Origin of the sequence: Methylopila sp. Yamaguchi (genome assembly GCF_002897035.1) — a bacterium.
Classification (GTDB): domain Bacteria; phylum Pseudomonadota; class Alphaproteobacteria; order Rhizobiales; family Methylopilaceae; genus Methylopila.
The window spans coordinates 212948-234582 of record NZ_BAUX01000002.1 but is presented as its reverse complement, the minus strand read 5'-3'; the positions used below and the strand labels follow the sequence as shown (position 1 = coordinate 234582).

Genomic DNA, 21635 nt, shown 5'->3' with positions numbered 1-21635 from the left:
GCGATCTTCAACGCGGAGGGAACAGCGACCGCAAACTAGGGGAGCAGGCCCGGAAGTCACGGGCTGAGCTTTACCGCGGGGGCAATGCGTCGCGCAGCTCCTTCAGCCAAGCGTCGGGCAGGCCGTCGGAGGGGGCGCGCCAATCGCCCCGCGGCGAGAGCGCCCCGCCGGACGAGATCTTCGGGCCGTTCGGGATCGCGCTGCGCTTGAACTGGCTGGTGGCGAAGAAACGCGTGATGAAGGCTTCCAGCCACCGAACGATCGTCGGGAGATCGTAGGCGTGCCGCTCCTCCTCCGGAAAGCCCGCCGGCCACGCCCCGCCCTCGACCTCGGCCCAGGCGCGCCAGGCGAGGAACGCGACCTTCGACGGCGGCAGGCCGTAGCGCAGGATGTGGAACAGGAAGAAGTCGTGCAGCTCGTAGGGGCCGATCTTGGACTGGGTGCTCTGGATCGCGCCCGAGGCGTCCGCCGGCACGAGCTCCGGCGAGATCTCGGTGCCGAGGATCGCTTGGAGCACCTCGGCCGTCGCGCCGCGAAACTCGCCGGCGCGGACCGTCCAGCGGATCAGGTGCTGGATCAGCGTCTTCGGCAGCCCGGCGTTGATCGCGTAGTGGCTCATGTGATCGCCGACGCCGTAGGTGCACCACCCCAGCGCGAGCTCCGACAGGTCGCCGGTGCCCACCACGAAGCCGTTGCGCTGGTTCGCCAGGCGGAACAGGTAGTCGGTGCGCAGGCCCGCCTGCACGTTCTCGAACGCGATGTCGTAGACCGGTTCGCCGCGGGCGAAGGGATGGTCCATGTCGGCCAGCATCTGCTTCGCCGCCGGGCGGATGTCGATCTCCTCCGCGACGACGCCGAGCGCGCGCATCAGGCTCCAGGCGTTGGCGCGGGTGTCCTCGCCGGTGGCGAAGCCCGGCATGGTGAAGCCGAGAATGGTCGTCCGCGGCAGGCCCATCAGGTCGCAGGCCTTGGCCGCCACGATCAACGCTTGCGTGGAATCGAGCCCGCCGGAGACGCCGATCACCATCGTCCGTCCCTTGGTCGCTTCGAACCGGCGGACGAGCCCGTGGACCTGGATGTTAAAGGCCTCGTAGCAGTCCTGATCGAGCCGGGCGGGCGTGTCCGGCACGTAGGGGAACCGCCGGAGCGGGCGCTTCAGCCCCAGGTCGGCGAAGCTTGGCTGGTGGCGAAACCGCACGGTGCGAAAGCCGGTCTCCGGATGGCCGGCGAAGGCGGCGGCGTCGTTGAAGGTGCCGAACCGCGCGCGCTCCAGCCGCAGCCGCTGCACGTCCACGTCGGCCACGATCAGCTGCGGCTCGCGCGCGAAGCGCTCGGACTGCGCGAGGAGCTCGCCGAGCTCGTGGATCGAGCCCTGTCCGTCCCAGGCGAGGTCGGTCGTGCTCTCGCCGGCGCCCGCGGCCGAATAGGCGTAGGCCGCCACGCAGCGCATGGATTGGGCGGCCGACAGCAGCGACCGATCGTCGGCCTTGCCGATCACGATGTTGGAGGCCGAGAGGTTGCACAGGATCAGCGCGCCGGCGAGAGCGCCGCGCGTCGAGGGCGGGGTCGGCGCCCAATAGTCCTCGCAGATCTCGACGTGAAACGTGAAGTCGGCCAGGTCTTCCGCGGCGAAAATGAGGTCCGCCCCGAACGGCGCGGTCTGCCCGGCGACCTCGACCGTGAGCCCGGCGAGGCCCGCCCCGGAGGCGAACCACCGCTTCTCGTAATACTCCCGGTAGTTCGGGAGGAAGGTTTTCGGCACGACGCCGAGGATCTTGCCGCGCGCGAGCGCCACCGCGCAGTTGTAGACGCGCCCGTTGCGCCGGATTGGCGCGCCGATCAGCGCCACGACGCCGAGCGCCTGCGTCTGCGCGGCGAGGGTCTCGATCGCCCGCTCCACGCCCTCGAGCAAAGCGTCCTGCAGCAGCAGGTCGTCGATCGCGTAGCTCGACAGCGCGAGCTCGGGGAAGATCAGCAGGTCGACGCCGTCGCCCGCCGCCCGCGTCATCGCTTGCAGGATCGCCGCGGCGTTGCGCTCCGGGTCCGCCACCGCGACCGCGGGCGTCGCGACGCCGACCCTGACGAAGCCATGCCGGTGAAGCGCGAAGAAATCCGGACGATGGGACGGCATGAGGCGACCTCTTCGGCGCTCGCCCGGTCTGGGGAACGGTCGCGCCGGACCCTAGGTCGCCGACCCGACGCCGTCAAAGCGGCGGCGAACTCGCGCATTGAGGGCGACGTTTTCGATGGCGTCGAGGCGCGCGGTGTTCTCTAGATCGCAAACTCGGACCATCAAACGAGGCGTAGCGCTGTGACCGCACCTGCAAGGCGCTGGCCGGCCTTCACGGCGGCGAGTCTTCTCGCCGCGACGTCCGTGCTGTGGTGGACGCTGATGTTGACTGCCGGAAGCGGCGGCCCGACGCTGGCGCTGCGTCGCGCCATCGGCGGAGCCCTCCACCTGCTCGCGTTTGGTTTGCCGTTGGCGTTCCTGACCGTGCTGGTCATGGCGACGGCCAGGTTCGGCATGCGGGCCTGGCCCATTTGGCTGCTGGCGCCCGTCGCTCTTTCGCCCGCGCTCTATGCGGCGCATCTTGCGATCGGCGTGTGAGCGGATGTCGAAGCCCCGGAGCGAATCCGCGCCAGGCTAGCGGGCAGGTGGCGGAGACGGAGGGATTCGAACCCTCGAGACCCGTTTCCAGGTCTGCTCATTTAGCAAACGAGTGCCTTCAGCCTCTCGGCCACGTCTCCGGCGCAGGGAGGGGTACACGCGTCGGATGGGCGGGTCAACGGGCCTGCGGCGCCGAAGAGACGGAGACGGGCGGGGGGTGTCGTCGGGCGGCGCGCCGCGAGGCGTGCGCGCGGGTCCGCGTCAGCCCTGCGCGAGCCATGCGCGGGCCGCGCGCTGGGCTTCGGCGACCTCGTCGGAGGTCATCTCGAGCGCGAGCTCCTTGCGCAGCCGTGCGGCCTCGGCGACGCCCTCGCGGGCCGCGAGGTTGAACCACTTGTGCGCGGCGACGCGGTCGGTCGGGACCGAACGTCCGACCGCGTACATCAGGCCGAGCTGGAAGAGCACGGTGCCGGTCGCGACGGCGCCGAGCGCGCCGCAGTCCACCGAGGAGATTTCATAACGGGCCATCTCTGCGAACCTTCGTCCTGTCGGCGGGCGCCAAGCTTTCAGCCGTCGCCTCGGGCGTTGATCTCCGGTTTGCTTTGCAGCGTCCGGCTTGATCGAAGGATCGCAGCAGATTTCTACAATGCTATTAAAAGTCGACGTAAATGAGAGTTCAATAAAGTGAAAACCGGACGTTAAATTAGAGAGTCATTCACCGTGAACGATGCTGAGGATCGAGCAATTTCGGCCGTCCGGCGGCCGCGACGCAAGGCGACGTCTTCAGGGATCGTGAACCACGCCGGACGATGACGCAGGCCGGCTCTTGTCGGCAAAAGGCGGGGTTGGCGCGGCGCGCGATTGAAGATTGGTTGAACGCGCGATCGCGCAGCCTCACGAAGAACGCTGCGCCGACGCGTTCGGCTTCCGGGAGAGTCGCATGTCCGCCCTGTTCCGCCGCTTCGCGACAGCCGTCGCCGTCCTCGCGACGCTCGGGGCCGCGCCGGCGCGCGCGGATCCGCTTGGCCTCTGGAGCACGCCCGGAGGCAAGGCGAAAGTCAAAATCAGCGCCTGCGGAGCCGCGCTCTGCGGCGCGATCGTCTCTCTGCGCGAGCCGACGGACGAGACCGGCAAGCCCAAGCTTGACATCAACAACGCCGACGCGGCGAAGCGGGGCCGCCCGATCGTCGGCCTGTCGCTGCTCAGCGGCATGATTCCGGACGGCGATCGCTGGGCGGGCCAGATCTACAACCCCGAGGACGGCAAGACGTACAAAGCCTACATGACCCCGCAGGCCGACGGCGGGCTCAAGATCGAGGGATGCGCGCTGGCCGGCCTGGTCTGCAAGACGCAGGTTTGGACGCCGGCGAACTGAGCGTCAGGCGCGAGCGCGCCGGCGCGCCTTTCGGGGGGTCTTCGACGGCGCCGGCGCCGCGCCGCCCGTCCAGAAGGCGACGGTCTGGCGTGTCATGTCCTCGACCGCCGCTTTCTGCGCGCGCGCCAGATTGGCGGCGAACACGCCGCGGGCGACGGACATCTGAGCGTTCGCCGCGGTCAGCCAGAAGCTCATCCACGGGTTTTTCATGGCGACGCAACGGTGGGGCCGGGGCGAGGTTCCGTCCGAGCCCGGTGAGCCGCGGACGAAACCTCGGTCACAGCCGGCGGCCCAGCACGATCCCGGCCAGCGCCGCGATCAGGATCATGTTGACCCCGCGGGTGCGCCGTTCGCCCGGCAGACGCGGGCGGTCCGAGCCGGAGAAGGCCGATCCCACCGCGCTGAGCTCCGACCGCACGCGATCGGCGATCGGCGCCACGGTCGGGCGCGCCGGTCTCGGAGTCCAGGTGGCGGCCCAAGCAACGAACGCCGCGACGACGAGCGTTAGGCCGCCGACGATCGCCGCCGCGCCCGCGGCGCCGAAGCGGGGCTCAAGCAGCGCGCCCAAGGCGAACAGCAGCGCGCCGAGGGCGAGAAGCCCCAGCACCCCGGCGATCGCGAAATAGACCGCCATGCGCTTCAGCCGCGCAATGCGGCCGGCGACGTTCAGCGTCGCCGCCCCCATGCCGGCCTGAAGCAGGAAGCGCCACATCAGCGGCGACGCCCGAGAGCGCCGACCACGTAGCCCACGCCAAGCGCAATCAGGACGGCGGTGAGCGGGTTCTGCTCGATGGAGGCGCTGACCTCGTCGACGGCGGAGACCGCCTTGTCCCGCGCGGCGGTCGCGGCGTCGGCGGCGGCCACCTTTGCGGTCGCCGCGCTGTCGGAGACGAGGATCGAGATCGTGTCGGCGAGACGCGAGACGTCTTCGCGAAGCGTCGCCAAATCGTTTTCGAGAGTGGCGGCGCCGGTTCCGGTGGTTTCAGACATCAAGTCTACTCCTGGGAAGCGTAAACGGTTCGCGCGTGAGCGCCCGAGCGCATAACTGGATCGCGCGGTCTTCCCGTCGAGCGGGGGCGCCCGGAAAAACGCCCCCGCACGCGGAGAAAGGTCGAAACGGTCGGCGAAGCTTCAACCCGCGCGGGCGCGCTGTCCGAACAGCATCTTCTGCGCGTCCTTGTCGGTCGCGAGGTCCATCGGCGGCTGGTCCACCTTCACCTCAAGACCGCGCGCGACCGCAGGCCGGGCCAGCATGACGTCGAGCCAGCGCTTCACATGCGGGAACTCGGCGATGTCCTGGCCCTGGCGCTCCCAAAGCTTCGCCCATCCTACGATCGCCATATCGGCGATCGAATAGTCGCCGCAGACGAACTCGCGGTCCTTCAGGCGCTCGTTCAGCACGCCATAAAGCCGGTGGGTCTCATTGGTGTAGCGCTCGATCGCGTAGGGCACCTTCTCCGGCGCGTACTGGCGGAAGTGATGCGTCTGGCCGAGCATGGGACCGAAGCCGCCCATCTGCCAGAACAGCCACTCGTCGACCTCGACGCGGCCGCGCTCGTCGGACGGATAGAACTTGCCGGTCTTGCGGCCGAGGTACTGCAGGATCGCGCCCGACTCGAAGACCGAGATCGGCTGGCCGCCGGGGCCGTCGGGGTCGACGATCGCCGGCATCTTGTTGTTCGGGGAGATGCTCAGGAACTCGGGCTTGAACTGGTCCCCCTTGCCGATATTCACGGGATGAACGGCGTAGGGCAGGCCGCACTCCTCGAGCATGATGGTGATCTTCCAGCCGTTGGGCGTAGGCCAGTAGAACAGGTCGATCGGCGGGGTCGTCACTTCGGCCATTGCGGCCTCCTTGGCTGAGAGCGGCCCGCCTGCGGCGCGGGCCTCGTCGTGAGGCCAAAGCTAGCCGGCGCGGCGGCTGGGGCAAGCGCTCGCGCCGCGGGCGCCACTTTGCGGCCGCGCATGGCCGCCGACGTCAGATCATCGGCAGGCGACGCGGCTCCCGGCCGCGGGGAAACACGGCGTCGATCCGGGTGAGTTCGGCGGGCGTCAGATCGAGGTCGGCGGCGGCGGCGTTGTCGCGGGCGTGGGCGACGCTGGACGCCTTCGGGATGACGAACACAGACGGCCGCCGAGAGAGGGCGGCGAGCGCCACTTGCCGAGCCGTGGCGCCGTGGGCGGCGCCGATTTCCCCCAGGGCGCGCCCTCCGGGCGAGTTCGGCGGCGGGAAATCGTCGTGGCCGAAGGGGCTGTAGGCGACGAGCGCGACCCCGTTGGCCTCGCACCACGGAAGCACGCGGTGCTCGATGGCGCGCTCCCCCAGATGGTAGAGCACCTGATTGCAGGCGATGCGGCCGGGCTCGGTGACGGCGAGCAACTCGTCGAGGTCCTTGGCGTCGAAGTTGCTGACGCCCCACGAGGCGATCTTGCCGGCCTCGACCAGGCGCTCGAAGGCCTCGACGGTGTCGGCGAGCGGATAGGAGCCGCGCCAGTGCAGCAGGTAGCAGTCGAGCCGGTCGGTCTTGAGCCGCTTCAGCGAGCGCTCGCAGGCGGCGATCGTCCCGCGCGCAGAGGCGTTCTCCGGAAGGACCTTCGAGACCAGGAAGACCTCGTCGCGGCGGCCGGCGATCGCCTCCGCCACCATGACTTCGGCGTCGCCGTACATCTCCGCAGTGTCGATATGCGTCATGCCGGCGTCGAGGCCGGCGCGCAGCGCCTCCACGGGCCCGACGCGGTCCTCCTCGTCGATCAGCCAGGTGCCCTGACCGATGGCGGAGACCTCGCGGCCGGTGGGGCCGAACGGCGCTGCGCGCATGCGTGTCTCCTTCAACAGTCGGGGCGCGGACCCTCGGACACCCGCAAGGGCGCGTCAACGCGGGGGTTCAGCGTAGCCCTTGTAAAGGATCGGCCCGGTCGGCCGCGCGGTCGGCGATCCGCCGGCGGGCTCGAGGGTGATCTCGTAAAGCTGGCGCGGCTTCGGGGCCGGCAGCTCCATGGAGGCGAGCCGCGTCCGCGCCGCCCGTGGCATCAGCCCGATGGAGACCGGGCCGCGCTGGACGTCCGGCAGGGTCCACACCTGCAGGGTCCGCCCGTCCGGCACGGAGACGTCCTGCAGCGGCGCGACCAGCGACTCGCCGTCGGCGTAGATGTCGACGACCGCGCCGGGGACGCCGTCTGATGTCAGCAGGACCGCGATCGCGATCGGCGCGCGGGGTTTGGGCGCCGCGACCAGCACGAGGCCGAGCGCGACGCTCGCGGCCGCGCCGGCGAAACCCACGCCGCGCCAGAGCGTAAGGCTCTCCCAGAGGCCGCGGAAGAACGACGGGCGACCTTGAGCCTCCGCCCGCGGGTAGACGGAAGCTGCGGGGGCGGTCGCGGCGCCCTGGGGTGCTGCGACTGCGCCTTCGATCTTCGCCCAGAGGTCGGGCGAGGGCGGGATCGGCGCCGCCGCGGCGTCGAGCTCGTGGAGGCGGTCGCGCCATGCGGCGACGGCGAGCGCCAAGGGCCGGTCGGTCGCGAGCCGCAGCTCGAACGCCTCGTGCTCGGCGGGCGGCAGCAAGCCGAGGACGTATTCGCCCGCGAGATCGGGGTGGGCGCGCGGGTCGCTCACGCCATGCACTCCTTCAGGGCGAGCAGCGAGCGCCGCACCCAGGCCTTGGCGGTGCCAAGCGGCACGTTGAGGCGCTCGGCGATCTCGCCATGGCTGAGGCCCGCCACATAAGCGAGCAGCAGGCTCGCGCGCCGCCGGGGCTCCAGCCCGCCGAGGCAGCGGCGGAGCGCGCTGGAAGCGGCGAGCCGGCCGAAGGCGTCGTCGACGTCGGTCGCCGCCTCCGCATAGGCCGCGAGCGCATCATCCTCCACCGGCACGTGGCGCTCGTCGCGGACGGCGTTGAGGGCGCGGTTGCGGACGATCGAGAACACCCAACCTCGGCCAGAGCCGAGCGCGGGATCGAAGCTTCCCGCGCGCCGCCAGATCTGCACGAAGGCCTCCTGCACCACCTCCTCGGCGACCTCGCGCCGGCGCACGATGCGCGCCGCGACCGCGATCAGCGTCCCGGCCTCGCGTTCGTAGATCGCGCGCAGCGCCGCCCGGTCGCCGCGCGCGCAGGCGGCGAGGTCCGCGGCGCAGGGGTCGGCCCGGTCGGTGGCGAAAACGTCGGCCGTCATGCTCGTCGATCTCCGGAGCCGCGGTCGGCGGGCGGGTCCAAACTCATACCCGAGCGACCGCCTCGCGGATGCGGGGGCCGTCAAAAAAATCCCCGCTCACGAAAAAGACATCGCATCCGCTGCATCCGCCGCCGGCGTCCCGCGGGTAGGGCCAGCGCGGGTCGCGTTCCGCGGCGCGCCACGACACGACAGGAGACGCACCCGATGTCCTTCGCCCTTTCGTCCAAGCTCCGCCTCGCCGCCGCCGTCGGCGCCCTTAGCCTCGCCGCCGCGGCCCCCGCCTCCGCCGACACCGTAATCGCGCTGGTCGGCGGCAAGGCGCTCGCGCTGGTCGACGCCGCGACGCTCAAGGTCTCCGGCACGGTCGAGTTGACCGGCGCAAGCGACCTCGTCGGCATCGACGTCCGTCCCGCCGACGGCATGCTCTACGGCGTCACCGCCGCGGGCGACATCGTCACGATCGATCCGAAGTCAGGCGCGGCGACGAAGAAGAGCGCGCTGAGCGAGAAGATTCCGGCGGGCGCCAAGGTGACCGTGGACTTCAACCCCATGGCGGATCGCCTGCGCATCCTGACCGACGGCGGCATGAGCCTGCGCGTCAACGTCGACGACGGCAAGGCGACGGTCGACGGGTCGCTGAAGTACGCCGAGACCGACATGCACAAGGGCGAAAAGCCCAACATCGTGGCGGGCGCCTACACGAACTCCGTGAACGGCAAGAAGGCCGAGAAGACCGAGCTATTCGACATCGACGCCACCATTCCGGCGCTGGTGAAGCAGGCCCCGCCGAACGACGGCGTCCTCTCCGCCATCGGCAAGATCGATGTGAAGCTCTCCGGCCCTGTGGGCTTCGAGATCGCCGCCTCGGCGGACGGCAAGAACACGGGCTGGCTCATGACGGGCGGCGCGCTCTATTCGATCGACCTCGCCTCGGGCAAGACCACCAAGGCCGGCGACGTCGCGGGCGGCAAGGACGTCACCGACATCGCCTGGTGGCCGAAGAGCTGAGCCAGAGGCTCAAACGCCTCTCACGGCCCGGTCGTCATGCCCGACGAAAGCGCGGGCATGACGACGCCGCGGCCAACTGCATGCGTCGAGAGGCAGCCTGGCGGCTGCTTCTCAGCCTGGGGACGGTCCGAGCTCTTCGATAGGGTGACCTCCTCATGATGAGGAGCCTAGCGTTGGCGAGGCGTCTCGAAGCACGCACTGCGTCAACGCGCGCAGCCTTAATCCCTGTCCAGCTTCAGCCCCGTCCCACCCCCAACGCCTTCATGCGGGAGGCGAGGGTGGTGGGCTTTAGGCCGAGCCGTTCCGCCGCCCCGCCGGGGCCCGAGACCTTGCCGCCCGCCGCAGCGAGCGCCGCGCGGATGTTGGCGGCGTCGCGGGCGCGGAGCTCCTGCGCCGTAAGAATCTCATGGCCCGCCGCCTTCGACGGCGCCGGAGCCGCGACCCGGCCGGCGGACGCGGCGGGCAGGTCGATCCTGAGTTTGCCGTCGCGCGCCAGGATGATCGCGCGCTCCATGACGTTCTCAAGCTCCCGCACGTTGCCCGGCCAGTCGTAGGCGGTGAGCCGGCGCACGTCGCCTTCGGTGAGCGCCAGCGGCGCGCCGGCGGCGGCGCGACCCGGCCGGCGCAGGATGTTGAGCGCCAGCAGCGGGATGTCCTCGGGTCTTTCGCGCAACGGGGCCGAGTGCAGCGGGAACACGTTCAGCCGGAAATAGAGATCGCGGCGGAACGCGCCCTTCCGCACTTCGGCGTCGAGGTCGCGGTTTGTGGCGGCGATGACGCGAACGTCGACCTTTCGCGTCCGCTCCTCGCCCACGCGCTCGATCTGGCCCTCCTGCAGCACGCGCAGCAGCTTGCTCTGCAGCTCCAGCGGAATCTCGCCGACCTCGTCCAGAAACAGCGTCCCGCCGTTCGCGAGTTCGAACCGGCCGACGCGGTCGCGGAAGGCGCCGGTAAAGGCGCCCTTCACGTGGCCGAAGAACTCGCTTTCGAACAGCTCGCGCGGAATCGCCGCGCAGTTCACGCGGATCAGCGGCCGCTCGCGCCGACCGCTGGCTTCATGGATCGCGCGGGCGATCAGCTCCTTGCCCGTGCCGCTCTCTCCGGTGACGAGGACCGAGGCGTCGGTCGGCGCCACGAGCTCGACCTGCCGCAGCACGGTCTCGATCGCGGCGCTGGTGCCGATGATGCCGTGGTGGCGGCCTTCCAGACGGATCTCCTCCTGCAGGTAGGCGTTCTCCAACTCCAGCCGCTCGCGCAGGCTCTCGACCTCGGCGAGGGCGGCCTTCAGCTTCGCCTCGGCCTCGCGGCGCTGGCCGATGTCGCGGAACACCACGACCGCGCCGACCACCGCCCCCCGGTCTCGGATCGGCGTCGAGGTGTACTCGACCCAGAGCGGCGCGCCGTCCTTCCGCCAGAACACCTCGTCCGCGACCTGATGCACCGCGCCGTCCCGGAAGGCGGCGTAGATCGGGCAGTCGTGGTGGGGGTAATGCGCGCCGTCGGGGTGCTTGTGATGCACGGTCGCGTGCATGTTGCGCCCGACCAGCTCCTCCGCCGTCCACCCCAGCATCCGCTCGGCCGCCGGGTTGAGGAAGGTGGTGATCCCGTCGGCGTTGACGCCATAGACGCCTTCGCCGGCCGCGCGGAGTATGAGCTGGTTCTCCCGCTCCACGTCCTGGAAGAAGCGTTCCACCCGCCGCCATTCGGCGATGCCGTCGCGAATGTAGCGGTCGGCTTCGGCGTTCGCGTCGCGGCGGCGGCGTTCGTCGAGATCCGAGAGGGTGACGAGGATCTGGTCGCCTTCGGGAAGCCGGACGCCGACATATTCGACGTCGCGAGGCCCGTCGGACGCGAGCCTCGGCTTGAGCGAGCGCGTCCAATGCCGGCCGAGCGTGAGCACGGCCTCTGTGAAGACGACAAGGGCGGGGCGCTGCCCTGGGTGAAGCGCGGCGAAGGAATGCCCCTCCAACGGCCCGTCGTCGCTCCCGAACAGCCGTCGTGCGACGGCGTTCGCGGCGACGATCGCGTCTTGGTGCGGGTCCACGATCAGAGCCGCGTCGGGGGTTGTCTCGAAGGCGAGCGCGCTGGGCGAAGTCACGAGATTTCGTCCCTCCCCGCACGAAAAGTCGTGGCCGACGATATTTCGTGAATCCGCCGAGGGCGCAAGTTCGTTCGGATCTCACGCTCTTGCCCGAAGCCACGCGCTTGGCACGGCCCCTGCAACGGATCCGGCACGACCGTTCACCCGGAGCCCGCGCCGATGACCACCTTCAAAGACCCGTTCGACGCCCGCTATCGCCTCAACAGCCGCGGCTGCTCCTGCGGCCAACACGGCAGCGAGGCCGAGCATGTGCAGGCGCAGGCCTCCGAAGACGCGCGGACGACCCGCGTCGTCGAGGGCGCAGTCATGCGCGCGCTGTTTCCGCACGACGCCACGCGACGCGCTTTCCTCAGCGCGGTCGGGGCCGGGACAGCTTTCGCGGCGGTGAACGCGCTGTTCCCGCTGGCCTCCGCCACCGAAGCCTTCGCGCAAGCGGCGAAGCCTGAGAAGACGGACCTCAAGGTCGGCTTCATTCCGATCACCTGCGCGACGCCGATCATCATGGCGAAGCCGATGGGCTTCTACGAGAAGCAGGGTCTGAACGTCGAAGTGGTGAAGACCGCCGGCTGGGCCGTGATCCGCGATAAGGCGATCAACAAGGAATACGACGCCGCCCACATGCTCTCGCCGATGCCGCTGGCGATCTCCATGGGGGTCGGCTCGAACCCGATCCCGTGGACCATGCCGGCGGTCGAGAACGTCAACGGCCAGGCGATCACGCTCGCGGTCAAGCACAAGGACAAGCGCGACCCGAAGGATTGGAAGGGCATGAAGTTCGCCGTGCCCTTCGACTACTCCATGCACAACTACCTGCTGCGCTACTACCTGGCGGAAGCAGGGATCGACCCCGACCGCGACGTGCAGATCCGCGCCGTGCCGCCGCCCGAGATGGTCGCGAACCTGCGCGCCGACAACATCGACGGCTTCCTGGCGCCGGACCCGGTCAACCAGCGCGCGGTCTACGACGGCGTCGGCTTCATCCACATCCTGTCCAAGGAGATCTGGGACGGCCACCCCTGCTGCGCGTTCTCGGCCTCGAAGCAGTTCGTGACCGAAATGCCCGGGACCTACCAGGCGCTGCTGAAGGCGATCATCGAGGCCACCGCCTTCGCGCAAAAGGCCGAGAACCGGAAGGAGATCGCCGCGGCGATCGCGCCCACGAACTATCTCAACCAGCCGCAGACGGTGGTGGAGCAAGTGCTGACCGGCACCTACGCGGACGGCCTCGGCGGCGTCAAGAAGGACCCGAACCGCATCGCCTTCGATCCCTTCCCGTGGGAGAGCTTCGCGGTCTGGATCCTCACCCAGATGAAGCGCTGGGGTCAGATCAAGGGCGACGTCGACTACGCCAAGGTCGCGAACGACGTGTTCCTCGCGACGGACGCCAAGAGGTTGATGGCGGAAGCAGGGCTCATGCCGCCAGAGACGACCACCAAGACCTTCTCCGTCATGGGCAAGCCCTTCGACCCGACGAAGCCGGACGAGTACGTCGCCTCCTTTGCGATCAAGCGGAGCTGAGAGGGTGGCGTCGTCTCTTTCCCTGCGCGCAGGGCTGCTGTCGGTGCTGATTTTCGCCGCGTTCGTCGGGGCCTGGCAGTGGGCGACGCTGCCGGGCGCCGGCCCGGGCGGCGGCGCCGTCGACCCGGAGTACGCGGCGCTCGTCTCGGGCGCTGCGGCGCAGGGGGCCAAGAGCGCGTTCCCGACGCCCGCGGACGTCGCCGCCACGCTGTGGGGGCACCTGAAGGACCCGTTCTATGTCCGCGGCGCCAACGACCAGGGCGTCGGGATCCAACTCGCCTATTCGCTCGGCCGGGTGCTCGTCGGCTATCTGCTCGCGGCCGCCGTCGCCATCCCGCTCGGCTTCCTGATCGGCATGTCGCCGCTGACCTACAAGGCGCTGGACCCGTTCATCCAGATCCTGAAGCCGATCTCGCCTTTGGCCTGGATGCCGCTCGCGCTCTACACGATCAAGGATTCGGGCGTCTCGGCGATCTTCGTAATCTTCATCTGCTCGCTCTGGCCGATGCTGATCAACACCGCCTTTGGCGTCGCGAGCGTCCGGAAGGAGTGGCTGAACGTCGCCGCCACGCTCGAGGTGGGCGCCTTTCGAAAGGCGTTCCTCGTGATCCTCCCGGCCGCGGCCCCCACGATCATGACGGGCATGCGGATCTCGATCGGCATCGCCTGGCTCGTCATCGTGGCGGCCGAGATGCTCGTGGGCGGCACCGGCATCGGCTACTTCGTCTGGAACGAGTGGAACAACCTCTCGATCGGCAACATCATCACGGCGATCCTGCTGATCGGGCTTGTGGGCATGGCGCTCGACCTCGCGCTCGCCCGCGCCGCGCGTCTCGTGGCCTACCGGGAGTGATGGCGATGACGGACAAGCCCCTCATCTCCATCGAAGCGCTCGCCCGGCGCTATCCCAAGCGCGGCGGCGGCGAGACCACGGTGTTCGAGGACCTGTGGCTGCCAATCCAGAAGGGCGAGTTCGTCTGTCTGATCGGCCATTCGGGCTGCGGCAAGACCACCATCCTCAATGTGCTCGCCGGTCTCGACCAGCCGTCCTCCGGCTCCGTCATCGTCGACGGCCGCGAGATTTCCGGCCCCAGCCTCGACCGTGCGGTGATCTTCCAAGGTCATTCGCTGCTGCCCTGGATGACCGTGTTGGGCAACATCGCCCTCGCGGTGTCGTCCCGCCGCCCGGAGTGGTCGCGGGAGACGGTCCGGGCGCATTGCCAGCGCTACGTCGACCTCGTCCACCTCTCGGGCTCGGAGCACAAGAAGCCCGCGGAGCTGTCCGGCGGCATGAAGCAGCGCGTGGGCATCGCCCGGGCGCTCGCGATCGAGCCCAAGATGCTGCTGATGGACGAGCCGTTCTCGGCGCTCGACGCGCTGACCCGCGGTTCGTTGCAGGAGGAGGCGCGCCGCATCTGCCGGGAGACCGGGCAGACCGTGTTCATGATCACCCACGACATCGACGAGGCCATGCTGCTGGCCGACCGGATCGTGCTCATGACGAACGGGCCGCAGGCGAAGATCGCCGAGATCGTCGAGAACCCGCTGCCGCGCGACCGCCTGGCGGCCTCAATGCATAGGCACGCCGACTACTACCCGCTGCGGAACCACCTGCTGGAGTTCCTGGTGACCCGCTCGAAGAGCTTTGCGAGCGAGATCGAGGGCCGACCCTACGATCCTCGCAAGCCCGCTGTGGTGCGTCCGCGCGCCACAGCCGAAGACCCGCTGCCGGCTGCGGCCTCCATCTGAGGCGGCAGCGCTCGACCCCAACGCCATCCCTGAAGGAGGAAGCGCTATGACCCGCGCCGAAGTGACCGAACTTGTGCTGTCCGCCAAGCGGATGAAGGGCCTGACCTGGAAGCAGATCCACGAGAAGGTCTCGATCTCGACGTCGCAGATCGTCATCACCGCCGCGATGCTCGGGCAGATGCGGCTCGAGCCGAACGAGGCCGCCAAGGCCGCCGAGCTGCTCGATCTGCCGAAGGAGGCCGAGATCCTGCTGACGGAGATCCCGTATCGCGGGTCGCTGCCCGAGGTGCCGCCGACGGATCCGGTGATCTACCGGTTCTATGAGCTCATCCAGGTGTACGGCACGACGTGGAAGGAGCTGATCCACGAGGAATTCGGCGACGGCATCATGTCGGCGATCGACTTCGACATGACGCTGGAGCGCCAGCCCGACCAGAAGGGCGACCGCGTCAAGATCGGGATGTCCGGCAAGTTCCTGAGCTACAAGCGCTACTGACAGCCATGGAGCGGCGGCGCGCGCCGGCCTTCCGCCGCTCCACAACTGCGGGCTGACGCGCTAAGACAGGGCTGACCCATCGGCGCATCGCCGATTCGGGCGGGGTGAACCATGTCCGTGATGCGGCGGGTGCTGTTGCGGTCGACCGGCGTCGCGTTCCTGTCGGTCGCCCTCTCGCTCGGCCTTGCCGTCACCGTCGTTCCGGCGGTCGGCGGCGTCGTCGACGGCAACGCTTGGCTGATGTGCGTCCTCTGCCCGCTCCTGATCGCCTGGCCCGCCAGCGCGTGGCAGCTCTGGCAGCATGAGCAGCTGCGTGTGGCGCGCGCCGCGCTCGTGGCGGCGCACGAGGAGCTCCAGCGAGCGCATGACGCGCTGGCCGAGACCGCGCGCCGCGACGGCCTTACTGGCTTGCTCAACCGCGAGAGCCTGCTCGCCGTCGTGGAGCAGGCGCGCTCGTCGTCGGCGGGGGCGTGGCTGCTCGTCGCCGACCTCGACCACTTCAAGGCGATCAACGATCGTTACGGCCACGCCGTCGGCGACGATGTGTTGACGCAGGTGGCCTCCCGGCTCTCGTCCACGCTCGGCGAGGGCGACGCGGTCGGGCGGCTCGGCGGCGAAGAGTTTGCGGTGCTCTTGATCGCGGCGGACGAACGCCACGCCGCGGACGCGGCCGAACGTCTGCGCGCCGCGGTCGCACGAACGCCGATCCTGGTCGAGGGCGACGTCCGATTGACCGTGACGATCAGCGTCGGCGGGGCGGCGATCGATCCGGCGCTCCCGGTCCGCGAGGCCTACACCCGCGCCGACGCGCGGCTTTACGAGGCGAAGAGGGCGGGGCGCGACCGCGTCGTCGTGTCGGCCGCCCCGGAGGTCGAGGCGCTCGCGACGTCGTCGTGACGCGCTCCCGACGGCGTGTCCGACGCCACGCTGGCTACGCCCGCGTGACGTTGGAAGCGACGAGCGTCTTCAGAACCCCAGCGCGCAGCCATCCTTGCGAGGGTCGGAGCCCGCGAGCAGCAGACCATTGGCGCGGTCGATCCAGATCGCTTGGGCGCCGCCGATCGGCGAGTCCGCCACCTGGATGCGATGACCGAGCGCGCCAAGGCGCTCCAGCACGATCGGATCGATCGTCGGCTCGACCTCCAGCACGCCGTCGAAGGCGAAGGAGCGCGGGGCGTCGATCGCCTCCTGCACGCCCAGCCCGCGGTCGAGCAGGCCCGACAGCAACGCCGCCTGACCCGCCGCCTGATAGTGCCCTCCCATGACGCCGAAGGGCGCGACGGTCTGGCCGTCCTTGCGCAGCATGCCGGGGATGATGGTGTGCATCGGGCGCTTGCGCGGGCCGATCGCGTTGGGATGGCCCTCGATCAGGCGGAACGACGCCCCGCGGTTGTGCAGCAGGATGCCGGTCTCCGGGTCGAGGCGCGTCGAGCCGAACGAGTTGAAGATCGAGTTGATGAAGGAGATCGCGTTGCCGTCGCGGTCGACCACCGAGAGGTAGACGGTGTCCTTGTGCTCGGGCTCGGTCCAGAGCGTCGCCGGGCGCGCCGTCTCGCGCGAGACGCGCTTGCGCAGCGCCGCGGTGGTCTCGTCCGAGAGCAGCGTCTCGGTCGGGTGGGGCAGGTGGTCGTGGTCCGCGATCAGGTGGTCGCGGTGGTGATAGGCGAGCTTCGTCGCTTCGGCGTGCAGGTGGATGCGCTCCGCCATCGGCAGGTCCGGGCCGAGGTCGAAGCCGCCGAGCACGTTCAGGATCATCAGCGCGGCGACGCCCTGGCCGTTCGGCGGGCACTCGTAGACGTCGTAGCCGCGGTAGTTGGAGCGGATCGGCGTGACGTAGTCCGCGACGGTCATGCCGGCGGCGAAGTCATCCATCGTGTGCAGACCGCCGAGGGCGTTCAGCCGCTTCACGAGGCTCTCGGCCACCGCGCCCGTGTAGAACGCCGCGGCGCCGTTCTTCGCGATCTCACGCAGGCGCGCGCCGATCTTCGGCTGGGCGTGGCGCTCGCCGGCGCGCGGCGCGCGGCCGCCGTCGACCAGCATCACTTGGGCCGCGCCTTCGTCCAGCGCCAGCAGCGGAACCGCGCGGGCCCAGTCGAAGGCAACGCGCTGGGTCACGGGGTAGCCGTTCTCGGCGTAGGCGATCGCGTCACGGAACAGGCGCTCGAGCGGCAGCGAACCGTGGTCGCCGTGCAGCTTCATCCAGGCCGAGATCGCGCCGGGGACGGTGACGGCGTGGGCGCTCGTCGGCGGGATGTCGGAGAGCCCGAGCGCCTTCAGGGCTTCGACGGTCGCCGCCGCCGGGGCGCGGCCGCTGCCGTTGAGGGCGATCACCTCGCCGCCGGCTGGCGCGTAGAGCACGAAGCAATCGCCCGCGATTCCGGTCATGTGGGGCTCGACCACGCACTGGACCGAGACCGCCGCGAGCGCCGCGTCCACGGCGTTGCCGCCCTCGCGCAGCACGGCGAGCCCCGCCGCGGTCGAGAGCGGGTGGGACGTCGCGATCGCGGCGTTCGGGGCGAGCAGCGTGCTGCGGCCGGGGCGGAACAGGTCTCTCATTTCGAAGTCCTTGAACGTCGGTCAGCGTGGCGGCGGCGCGGCGCGTGCTCGAGACGCGACCTTACAGGTCGCTCTTCAGCATTGAGGATGTTGGAGCAAGCTCCGAACTCCTCATGCCGAGGCGCCTGCCAGAGGCAGGCGTCGCGAAGCACGCACGCGGCCGCCCTGTCTATCAGGCGAATGCGGGTTCGCCGATCAGCGGGTGGAGGCAGGCGAATTCGCGGTTCGGCGCGCCGGCCACAAGCTCCGGGTCACTGGCCCGGCAATCGTCGCGCGCCTCGGGGCAGCGGCCGGCGAAACGGCACCCGGGCGGCAGGTCGATTGGGCTCGGGATCTCGCCGCCGAGCGGCTCCGCGATCGGCTCGAAGAACTTCGGGGCGGCGTTGAGCAGGGCGCGGGTGTAGGGGTGCGCCGGGGCCGAGAGCACGTCCTTGGTCAGGCCGGTCTCGACGATGCGACCGAGGTACATCACTGCGATCCGCTCGCAGAGATAGGCCGCGACGCCGAGGTCGTGGGTGATGAACAGCAGGCTCACCCCCATTTCGCGCTGCAGGTCGCGCAGCAGCTTGAGGAGCTGGGCTTGGGTCGAGACGTCGAGGCCGGATACGGCTTCGTCCGCGACCAGGACGGCGGGCGAGGAGGCGAGCGCGCGGGCGATCGCGACGCGCCGCACCTGCCCGCCGGAGAGGGCCGAGGTGTAGCGCTCCATCATTTCCGGAGGCAGGCCGACTCGCGACAGCAGGGCCGCCACCCGGTCGCGCCGCTCCGAGGGTTTGCACAGACCGTGGTGATCCAAGGGCTCGGCGACGAGATCGAGGATGCTCATCCGCGGATTGAGCGAGCCGCGGGCGTCCTGGTAGATCATCGCGACTTCGCGGCAGAAGCGGTCGCGGTCCTCGCCCTGCAGCAGGGTGATGTCCTTCTCCCGATAGAGCGCGCGCCCGTCCGAGGGCGAGGTGAGGCCGAGCAGCACCCGCAGCAGCGTAGTCTTGCCCGAGCCGCTTTCGCCGACGATCGCGACGCTCTCCCCCGCCTTCAGCGACAGACGCACGCCGTCGAGCGCGGCGAGCCGCCGCCTCGGGCCGGACGCGAACAGACCGCCCTTGCGGCCGACGTCGTAGGCCTTCTCGACGTCGAGCAGGCGAAACAGTTCCGAGGGCATGCTCATGCGGCGGGGTTCCAGCAGGCGAGCTTGCGGCCGCGCACGGTTTCGAGCGGCGGCTTCTCGTCGACGCACTTCGGCAAGGCGTTGCCGCACCGGGGCGCGAAGCGGCAGCCGGGCGTCTTCGAGGCGAAAGACGGCGCCCCGCTCGGCAAGGGAACGAGCTCGTCGGTGTCGAGTTCCAGCACGCAGGCCTTGAGGCCCCGCGTGTAGGGGTGAAGCGGCTCGGCCAGCAACACGTCGCTCGGGCCGGCCTCCATCACCTGCCCGCCATAGAGCACCACGATCTCGTCGCAGGCCTGGCTGGCGAGCGCGAGGTCATGCAGCACGAAGATGCAGCTCGCGCCGCGCTTGCGGGTCTCGTCGAGGATGAGCCGGACGATCTGCGCCTGGATGGTGACGTCGAGCGCGCTGGTGGGCTCGTCAGCGAGCAGCAGCTCCGGGTTGGTGGCGAGCGCGATGGCGATCATCACGCGCTGCTGCATGCCGCCGGAGAGCTGGTGCGGGTAGGCGTCGAGGCGCGAGGCCGCGTCGTTAAGGCCGACGCTCTCGAGCAGATCGATCGCCCGCCCCCGTGCCTCCTTCGCGCCCATGCCGAGAAGCCGGCGGAGCGGCGACGTCAGCTGGCTGCCGACCGTGAAGCAGGGGTTCAGCGCCGAGGAGGCGTCCTGGAAGATCATCGAGACGCGGCGGCCTCGCAGCTTCAGCCAGTCCTTCTCGGTCGCGTCGACCAGATTGGCGGAGCCGTCGAGCGCCATCGTGCCCTCAAGCCCGACCTGAGGCTTCTGCAGCAAGCCTATGAGAGCCAACGCGATCGTGGATTTGCCGGCGCCGGACTCGCCGACGAGGCCAAGCGTGGCGCCGCGCTTCAGCGTGAACGAGACTTCGTCGAGGATCAGCTTCTCGCCGCGGCTGAGCGAGAGGCGCTCGACCGTCAGAAGCGGCGCGGGCGCGGGCGTCGACGACGGCGTTTCGGGCGGGGCGGAGGCGGGGCGGGCGAGAGCGAGCGCCATGGTCACCCCTCCTTCTTGAGCTTGGGGTCGAACTGCTCGCGCACGCCGTCGCCGACGACGCTGAGCGCGATCAGAAGCACGGCGAGCGCGGCGCCCGGCACGCCGGCGATCCACGGCGCGAAGCTGACGAAGCTGCGGCCCTCCGCGATCATCAGGCCCCAGTCGGGCGTCGGCGGGGTCACGCCGATGCCGATGAACGACAGGCCGGAGGAGACGAGAATCGCGTAGCTCACGCGGATCGTCGCCTGTACCGCGAGCGGGAAGATCACGTTGGGGATGATGTGCCGCCAGACGATGGCGAGCGTGCCGACGCCCATCAGGCGCGCGGCCTCCACGAAAGGCTGCGCCTTCACCTGCAGCACGTCGCCGCGCACGGTGCGCGAGAACGGCCCGATCAGCGCCACGCCGACCGCGAGCACCACCTTGTCGACGCCCTGACCGAGGATCGAGATGAAGGCGATCGCCATGATCAGCGACGGCAGGGCCAGCAGCGAATCCACGAGGCGCATCAGCGCCCACTCCACGCGGCCCCCGATCAACCCCGCGGCGAGGCCGACCACCAGCCCGCCGCCGGCGCCTATCAATACGGCTCCGAGACCGATCAGCAGCGCGTAGCGGGCGCCGTAGATGGTGCGCGACAGCAGGTCCTGCCCGAAGCTGTCGGTGCCGAGGAGGTGCGGCCCCCAGGCCGGCGGGGCCATGAAGCTCATCATGTCCTGCTCGGTCGGGGCGAAGGGGGCGACGAAGGGCGCGAAGGCCGCGGCGAACACGTAGGCCGCGACGACGACGGCCGCGATCACGAACCAGACGTGGCCGCGGACGTAGGTCCAGACGTTGGCGGCGCGGGAGGGCGCCGCGCGGGGCGACGAGAGAGCGACGTCCGCCATCAGCGTGGCCTCAGGCGTGGATCGAGGAAGGGATAGGCGAGGTCGACCAGAAGGTTGGTCAGCACGAACAGGCAGGCGGTCATCATCACGCCGGCCTGGACCACGCCGTACTCCCGGTTCAGCACAGCGCTCGTCATCATCTGGCCGACGCCGGGCAGCGAGAACACGGTTTCGGTCAGCACCGCGCCCTGGAGCAGCGCGCCGAGCTGAAGGCCGAGGATGGTGACGAGCGGCAGCATGACGTTGCGCAGGCCATGCACCCAAACCACGCGCCAGCGCGGCTCGCCGCGGGCGCGGGCGGCGGCGACGTAGGGCTGCTCCAGCTGCTCGATCAGGTTCGCGCGGGTGAGGCGCACGATCATGGCGAGGAAGTAGGTGGAGAGCGTGATCGCGGGCAGCGTCATGTGCACGATCCCGCCCCACAGGTCGTCCCAGGGCGCGACGAAGCCGAGCGTCGGGAACCAGCCGAGCTGCACGCCGAAAAGCCAGATCAGCAGGATGCCGAGATAGAAGCTCGGAAACGAGGTGCCGGTCAGCGTCAGGGTCGCGACCGCCGCGTCCCAGCCGGTGTCCTTGCGGGTGGCGGAGAGCACGCCGAGCGGCACGCCTATGACGATCGCGAGGCCGAGCGCGGAGGCGGCCAGCGTCAGCGTGACCGGCAGCGCCTCGAGGAAGGCGTAGCGGAAGATCGGCGCCTTGCTGACGAAGGAGGTCCCCCAGTCGCCGCTGAGGAAGCCCGCGAGCCAGCGCGCGTACTGCTCGGGGATCGGGCGGTCGAGGCCGAGCTGCTTCACCAGCGAAGCATGCGCTTCGGCGGAGTACTCCGACCCCAGCATCAGCTGCACCGGATCGCCCGGCGCGAACTTCAGAAGCGCGAAACTCGCGATCGAGACGATCAGCAGAACCATCAGGGTCTGCAGGATTTTCTTGGAGACGAACCAGGCCATCAGGCGAAGCGGCCCTCATGCGGCGACGCGCCGATCGCCACGTCC

Annotated in this window: 23 protein-coding genes and 1 tRNA gene; 8 read left to right on the top strand and 16 right to left on the bottom strand. The window is 69.8% G+C overall.

Translation table 11 applies throughout. The annotated features are described in order from the left end of the window. Positions 1–70 precede the first annotated feature (70 nt). Positions 71–2131, bottom strand: coding sequence for an NAD(+) synthase (locus tag METY_RS03250; protein ID WP_103119956.1), 2061 nt, complete (start codon positions 2129–2131; stop codon positions 71–73). 180 nt (positions 2132–2311) lie between these two features. Between METY_RS03250 and METY_RS03245 the strand changes: the two genes are divergently transcribed. Then, the gene (locus METY_RS03245) at positions 2312–2608 is read left to right on the top strand and encodes a hypothetical protein (RefSeq protein ID WP_146035649.1); all 297 of its coding nucleotides are present in this window, start codon (positions 2312–2314) and stop codon (positions 2606–2608) included. 48 nt (positions 2609–2656) lie between these two features. Here METY_RS03245 and METY_RS03240 read toward each other — a convergent pair. Together METY_RS03240 and METY_RS03235 are read right to left on the bottom strand one after the other, a co-directional pair. Continuing rightward, positions 2657–2748, bottom strand: a tRNA-Ser gene (locus METY_RS03240). 121 nt (positions 2749–2869) lie between these two features. After that, the gene (locus METY_RS03235) at positions 2870–3136 is read right to left on the bottom strand and encodes a sel1 repeat family protein (RefSeq protein WP_103119954.1); all 267 of its coding nucleotides are present in this window, start codon (positions 3134–3136) and stop codon (positions 2870–2872) included. A gap of 412 nt (positions 3137–3548) precedes the next feature. Here METY_RS03235 and METY_RS03230 point away from each other — a divergent pair, with 412 nt between their 5' ends. Continuing rightward, entirely contained in the window at positions 3549–3983 is a 435-nt protein-coding gene (locus METY_RS03230) for a DUF2147 domain-containing protein (protein WP_103120135.1), read from the top strand. Between the two features lie 3 nt (positions 3984–3986). Here the strand turns inward: METY_RS03230 and METY_RS03225 are convergent, their stop codons facing one another. From METY_RS03225 to METY_RS03195, 7 genes are all read right to left on the bottom strand, one after another. Further along, entirely contained in the window at positions 3987–4178 is a 192-nt protein-coding gene (locus METY_RS03225; RefSeq protein WP_200819583.1) for a hypothetical protein, read from the bottom strand. An 82-nt stretch (positions 4179–4260) separates the two neighbouring features. Beyond that, complete coding sequence (locus tag METY_RS03220; RefSeq protein WP_103119952.1) at positions 4261–4695, bottom strand: phage holin family protein; 435 nt, start codon at positions 4693–4695, stop codon at positions 4261–4263. After that, a complete protein-coding gene (locus METY_RS03215) occupies positions 4695–4973 on the bottom strand; it encodes a hypothetical protein (RefSeq protein WP_103119951.1) in 279 nt (92 codons plus the stop codon). The genes METY_RS03220 and METY_RS03215 overlap by 1 nt, the downstream gene beginning before the upstream one ends. A gap of 141 nt (positions 4974–5114) precedes the next feature. Further along, positions 5115–5828: a glutathione S-transferase N-terminal domain-containing protein gene (locus METY_RS03210; RefSeq protein ID WP_103119950.1), complete on the bottom strand. Its 714-nt coding sequence runs from the start codon at positions 5826–5828 to the stop codon at positions 5115–5117. A 133-nt stretch (positions 5829–5961) separates the two neighbouring features. Then, positions 5962–6801 (bottom strand): aldo/keto reductase, encoded by an 840-nt coding sequence (locus tag METY_RS03205; RefSeq protein ID WP_103119949.1) that lies wholly within the window; start codon positions 6799–6801, stop codon positions 5962–5964. 54 nt (positions 6802–6855) lie between these two features. Further along, on the bottom strand, positions 6856–7596 hold the full coding sequence (locus METY_RS03200) for an anti-sigma factor (RefSeq protein WP_103119948.1): 741 nt from the start codon (positions 7594–7596) through the stop codon (positions 6856–6858). Then, positions 7593–8153 carry a sigma-70 family RNA polymerase sigma factor gene (locus METY_RS03195; RefSeq protein WP_103119947.1) on the bottom strand — a complete coding sequence of 187 codons (561 nt, stop codon included), beginning with the start codon at positions 8151–8153 and terminating at the stop codon, positions 7593–7595. Before METY_RS03195 ends, METY_RS03200 begins: the two co-directional genes overlap by 4 nt. Positions 8154–8357: 204 nt before the next feature. On the opposite strand from METY_RS03195, the gene METY_RS03190 reads away from it, so the two are divergent. Continuing rightward, on the top strand, positions 8358–9161 hold the full coding sequence (locus METY_RS03190) for a DUF4394 domain-containing protein (RefSeq protein WP_103119946.1): 804 nt from the start codon (positions 8358–8360) through the stop codon (positions 9159–9161). A gap of 235 nt (positions 9162–9396) precedes the next feature. On the opposite strand, the gene METY_RS03185 is transcribed toward METY_RS03190, so the two are convergent. Next, complete coding sequence (locus METY_RS03185) at positions 9397–11259, bottom strand: sigma 54-interacting transcriptional regulator (RefSeq protein ID WP_103119945.1); 1863 nt, start codon at positions 11257–11259, stop codon at positions 9397–9399. A 162-nt stretch (positions 11260–11421) separates the two neighbouring features. Here METY_RS03185 and METY_RS03180 point away from each other — a divergent pair, with 162 nt between their 5' ends. The 5 genes from METY_RS03180 to METY_RS03160 all read left to right on the top strand — a co-directional run bounded on the left by METY_RS03180 (position 11422) and on the right by METY_RS03160 (position 15922). Further along, on the top strand, positions 11422–12780 hold the full coding sequence (locus METY_RS03180; protein WP_103119944.1) for a CmpA/NrtA family ABC transporter substrate-binding protein: 1359 nt from the start codon (positions 11422–11424) through the stop codon (positions 12778–12780). A 4-nt stretch (positions 12781–12784) separates the two neighbouring features. Next, complete coding sequence (gene ntrB, locus METY_RS03175; protein ID WP_103119943.1) at positions 12785–13633, top strand: nitrate ABC transporter permease; 849 nt, start codon at positions 12785–12787, stop codon at positions 13631–13633. Between the two features lie 5 nt (positions 13634–13638). Next, positions 13639–14529, top strand: a complete 891-nt coding sequence (locus METY_RS03170) for an ABC transporter ATP-binding protein (RefSeq protein ID WP_103120134.1) — start codon at positions 13639–13641, stop codon at positions 14527–14529. A gap of 46 nt (positions 14530–14575) precedes the next feature. Next, a complete protein-coding gene (cynS, locus tag METY_RS03165; protein WP_020185678.1) occupies positions 14576–15025 on the top strand; it encodes a cyanase in 450 nt (149 codons plus the stop codon). Between the two features lie 111 nt (positions 15026–15136). Beyond that, complete coding sequence (locus METY_RS03160; RefSeq protein ID WP_103119942.1) at positions 15137–15922, top strand: GGDEF domain-containing protein; 786 nt, start codon at positions 15137–15139, stop codon at positions 15920–15922. Positions 15923–15991: 69 nt separating this feature from the next. On the opposite strand, the gene METY_RS03155 is transcribed toward METY_RS03160, so the two are convergent. From METY_RS03155 to METY_RS03135, 5 genes are all read right to left on the bottom strand, one after another. After that, positions 15992–17581 (bottom strand): gamma-glutamyltransferase family protein, encoded by a 1590-nt coding sequence (locus METY_RS03155; protein WP_103119941.1) that lies wholly within the window; start codon positions 17579–17581, stop codon positions 15992–15994. A 172-nt stretch (positions 17582–17753) separates the two neighbouring features. Further along, positions 17754–18749 carry an oligopeptide/dipeptide ABC transporter ATP-binding protein gene (locus tag METY_RS03150; RefSeq protein WP_103119940.1) on the bottom strand — a complete coding sequence of 332 codons (996 nt, stop codon included), beginning with the start codon at positions 18747–18749 and terminating at the stop codon, positions 17754–17756. Further along, complete coding sequence (locus METY_RS03145) at positions 18746–19756, bottom strand: ABC transporter ATP-binding protein (protein ID WP_103119939.1); 1011 nt, start codon at positions 19754–19756, stop codon at positions 18746–18748. Before METY_RS03145 ends, METY_RS03150 begins: the two co-directional genes overlap by 4 nt. A gap of 2 nt (positions 19757–19758) precedes the next feature. Next, complete coding sequence (locus METY_RS03140) at positions 19759–20643, bottom strand: ABC transporter permease (RefSeq protein ID WP_103119938.1); 885 nt, start codon at positions 20641–20643, stop codon at positions 19759–19761. Further along, positions 20643–21590, bottom strand: coding sequence for an ABC transporter permease (locus METY_RS03135; RefSeq protein WP_103119937.1), 948 nt, complete (start codon positions 21588–21590; stop codon positions 20643–20645). The genes METY_RS03140 and METY_RS03135 overlap by 1 nt, the downstream gene beginning before the upstream one ends. Positions 21591–21635: the final 45 nt, after the last annotated feature.

Bases quoted from the DNA above. Each gene is read 5' to 3' on its own strand.
- METY_RS03235 (WP_103119954.1), bottom strand. From the start codon at position 3,136: ATGGCCCGTTATGAAATCTCCTCGGTGGACTGCGGCGCGCTCGGCGCC.
- METY_RS03205 (WP_103119949.1), bottom strand. From the start codon at position 6,801: ATGCGCGCAGCGCCGTTCGGCCCCACCGGCCGCGAGGTCTCCGCCATC.
- METY_RS03215 (WP_103119951.1), bottom strand. From the start codon at position 4,973: ATGTCTGAAACCACCGGAACCGGCGCCGCCACTCTCGAAAACGATTTG.
- METY_RS03250 (WP_103119956.1), bottom strand. From the start codon at position 2,131: ATGCCGTCCCATCGTCCGGATTTCTTCGCGCTTCACCGGCATGGCTTC.
- METY_RS03225 (WP_200819583.1), bottom strand. From the start codon at position 4,178: ATGAGCTTCTGGCTGACCGCGGCGAACGCTCAGATGTCCGTCGCCCGC.
- METY_RS03140 (WP_103119938.1), bottom strand. From the start codon at position 20,643: ATGGCGGACGTCGCTCTCTCGTCGCCCCGCGCGGCGCCCTCCCGCGCC.
- METY_RS03190 (WP_103119946.1), top strand. From the start codon at position 8,358: ATGTCCTTCGCCCTTTCGTCCAAGCTCCGCCTCGCCGCCGCCGTCGGC.
- METY_RS03135 (WP_103119937.1), bottom strand. From the start codon at position 21,590: ATGGCCTGGTTCGTCTCCAAGAAAATCCTGCAGACCCTGATGGTTCTG.
- METY_RS03155 (WP_103119941.1), bottom strand. From the start codon at position 17,581: ATGAGAGACCTGTTCCGCCCCGGCCGCAGCACGCTGCTCGCCCCGAAC.
- METY_RS03145 (WP_103119939.1), bottom strand. From the start codon at position 19,756: ATGGCGCTCGCTCTCGCCCGCCCCGCCTCCGCCCCGCCCGAAACGCCG.
- METY_RS03150 (WP_103119940.1), bottom strand. From the start codon at position 18,749: ATGAGCATGCCCTCGGAACTGTTTCGCCTGCTCGACGTCGAGAAGGCC.
- METY_RS03195 (WP_103119947.1), bottom strand. From the start codon at position 8,153: ATGACGGCCGACGTTTTCGCCACCGACCGGGCCGACCCCTGCGCCGCG.
- METY_RS03210 (WP_103119950.1), bottom strand. From the start codon at position 5,828: ATGGCCGAAGTGACGACCCCGCCGATCGACCTGTTCTACTGGCCTACG.
- METY_RS03170 (WP_103120134.1), top strand. From the start codon at position 13,639: ATGACGGACAAGCCCCTCATCTCCATCGAAGCGCTCGCCCGGCGCTAT.
- METY_RS03230 (WP_103120135.1), top strand. From the start codon at position 3,549: ATGTCCGCCCTGTTCCGCCGCTTCGCGACAGCCGTCGCCGTCCTCGCG.
- cynS (WP_020185678.1), top strand. From the start codon at position 14,576: ATGACCCGCGCCGAAGTGACCGAACTTGTGCTGTCCGCCAAGCGGATG.
- METY_RS03160 (WP_103119942.1), top strand. From the start codon at position 15,137: ATGTCCGTGATGCGGCGGGTGCTGTTGCGGTCGACCGGCGTCGCGTTC.
- METY_RS03180 (WP_103119944.1), top strand. From the start codon at position 11,422: ATGACCACCTTCAAAGACCCGTTCGACGCCCGCTATCGCCTCAACAGC.
- METY_RS03220 (WP_103119952.1), bottom strand. From the start codon at position 4,695: ATGTGGCGCTTCCTGCTTCAGGCCGGCATGGGGGCGGCGACGCTGAAC.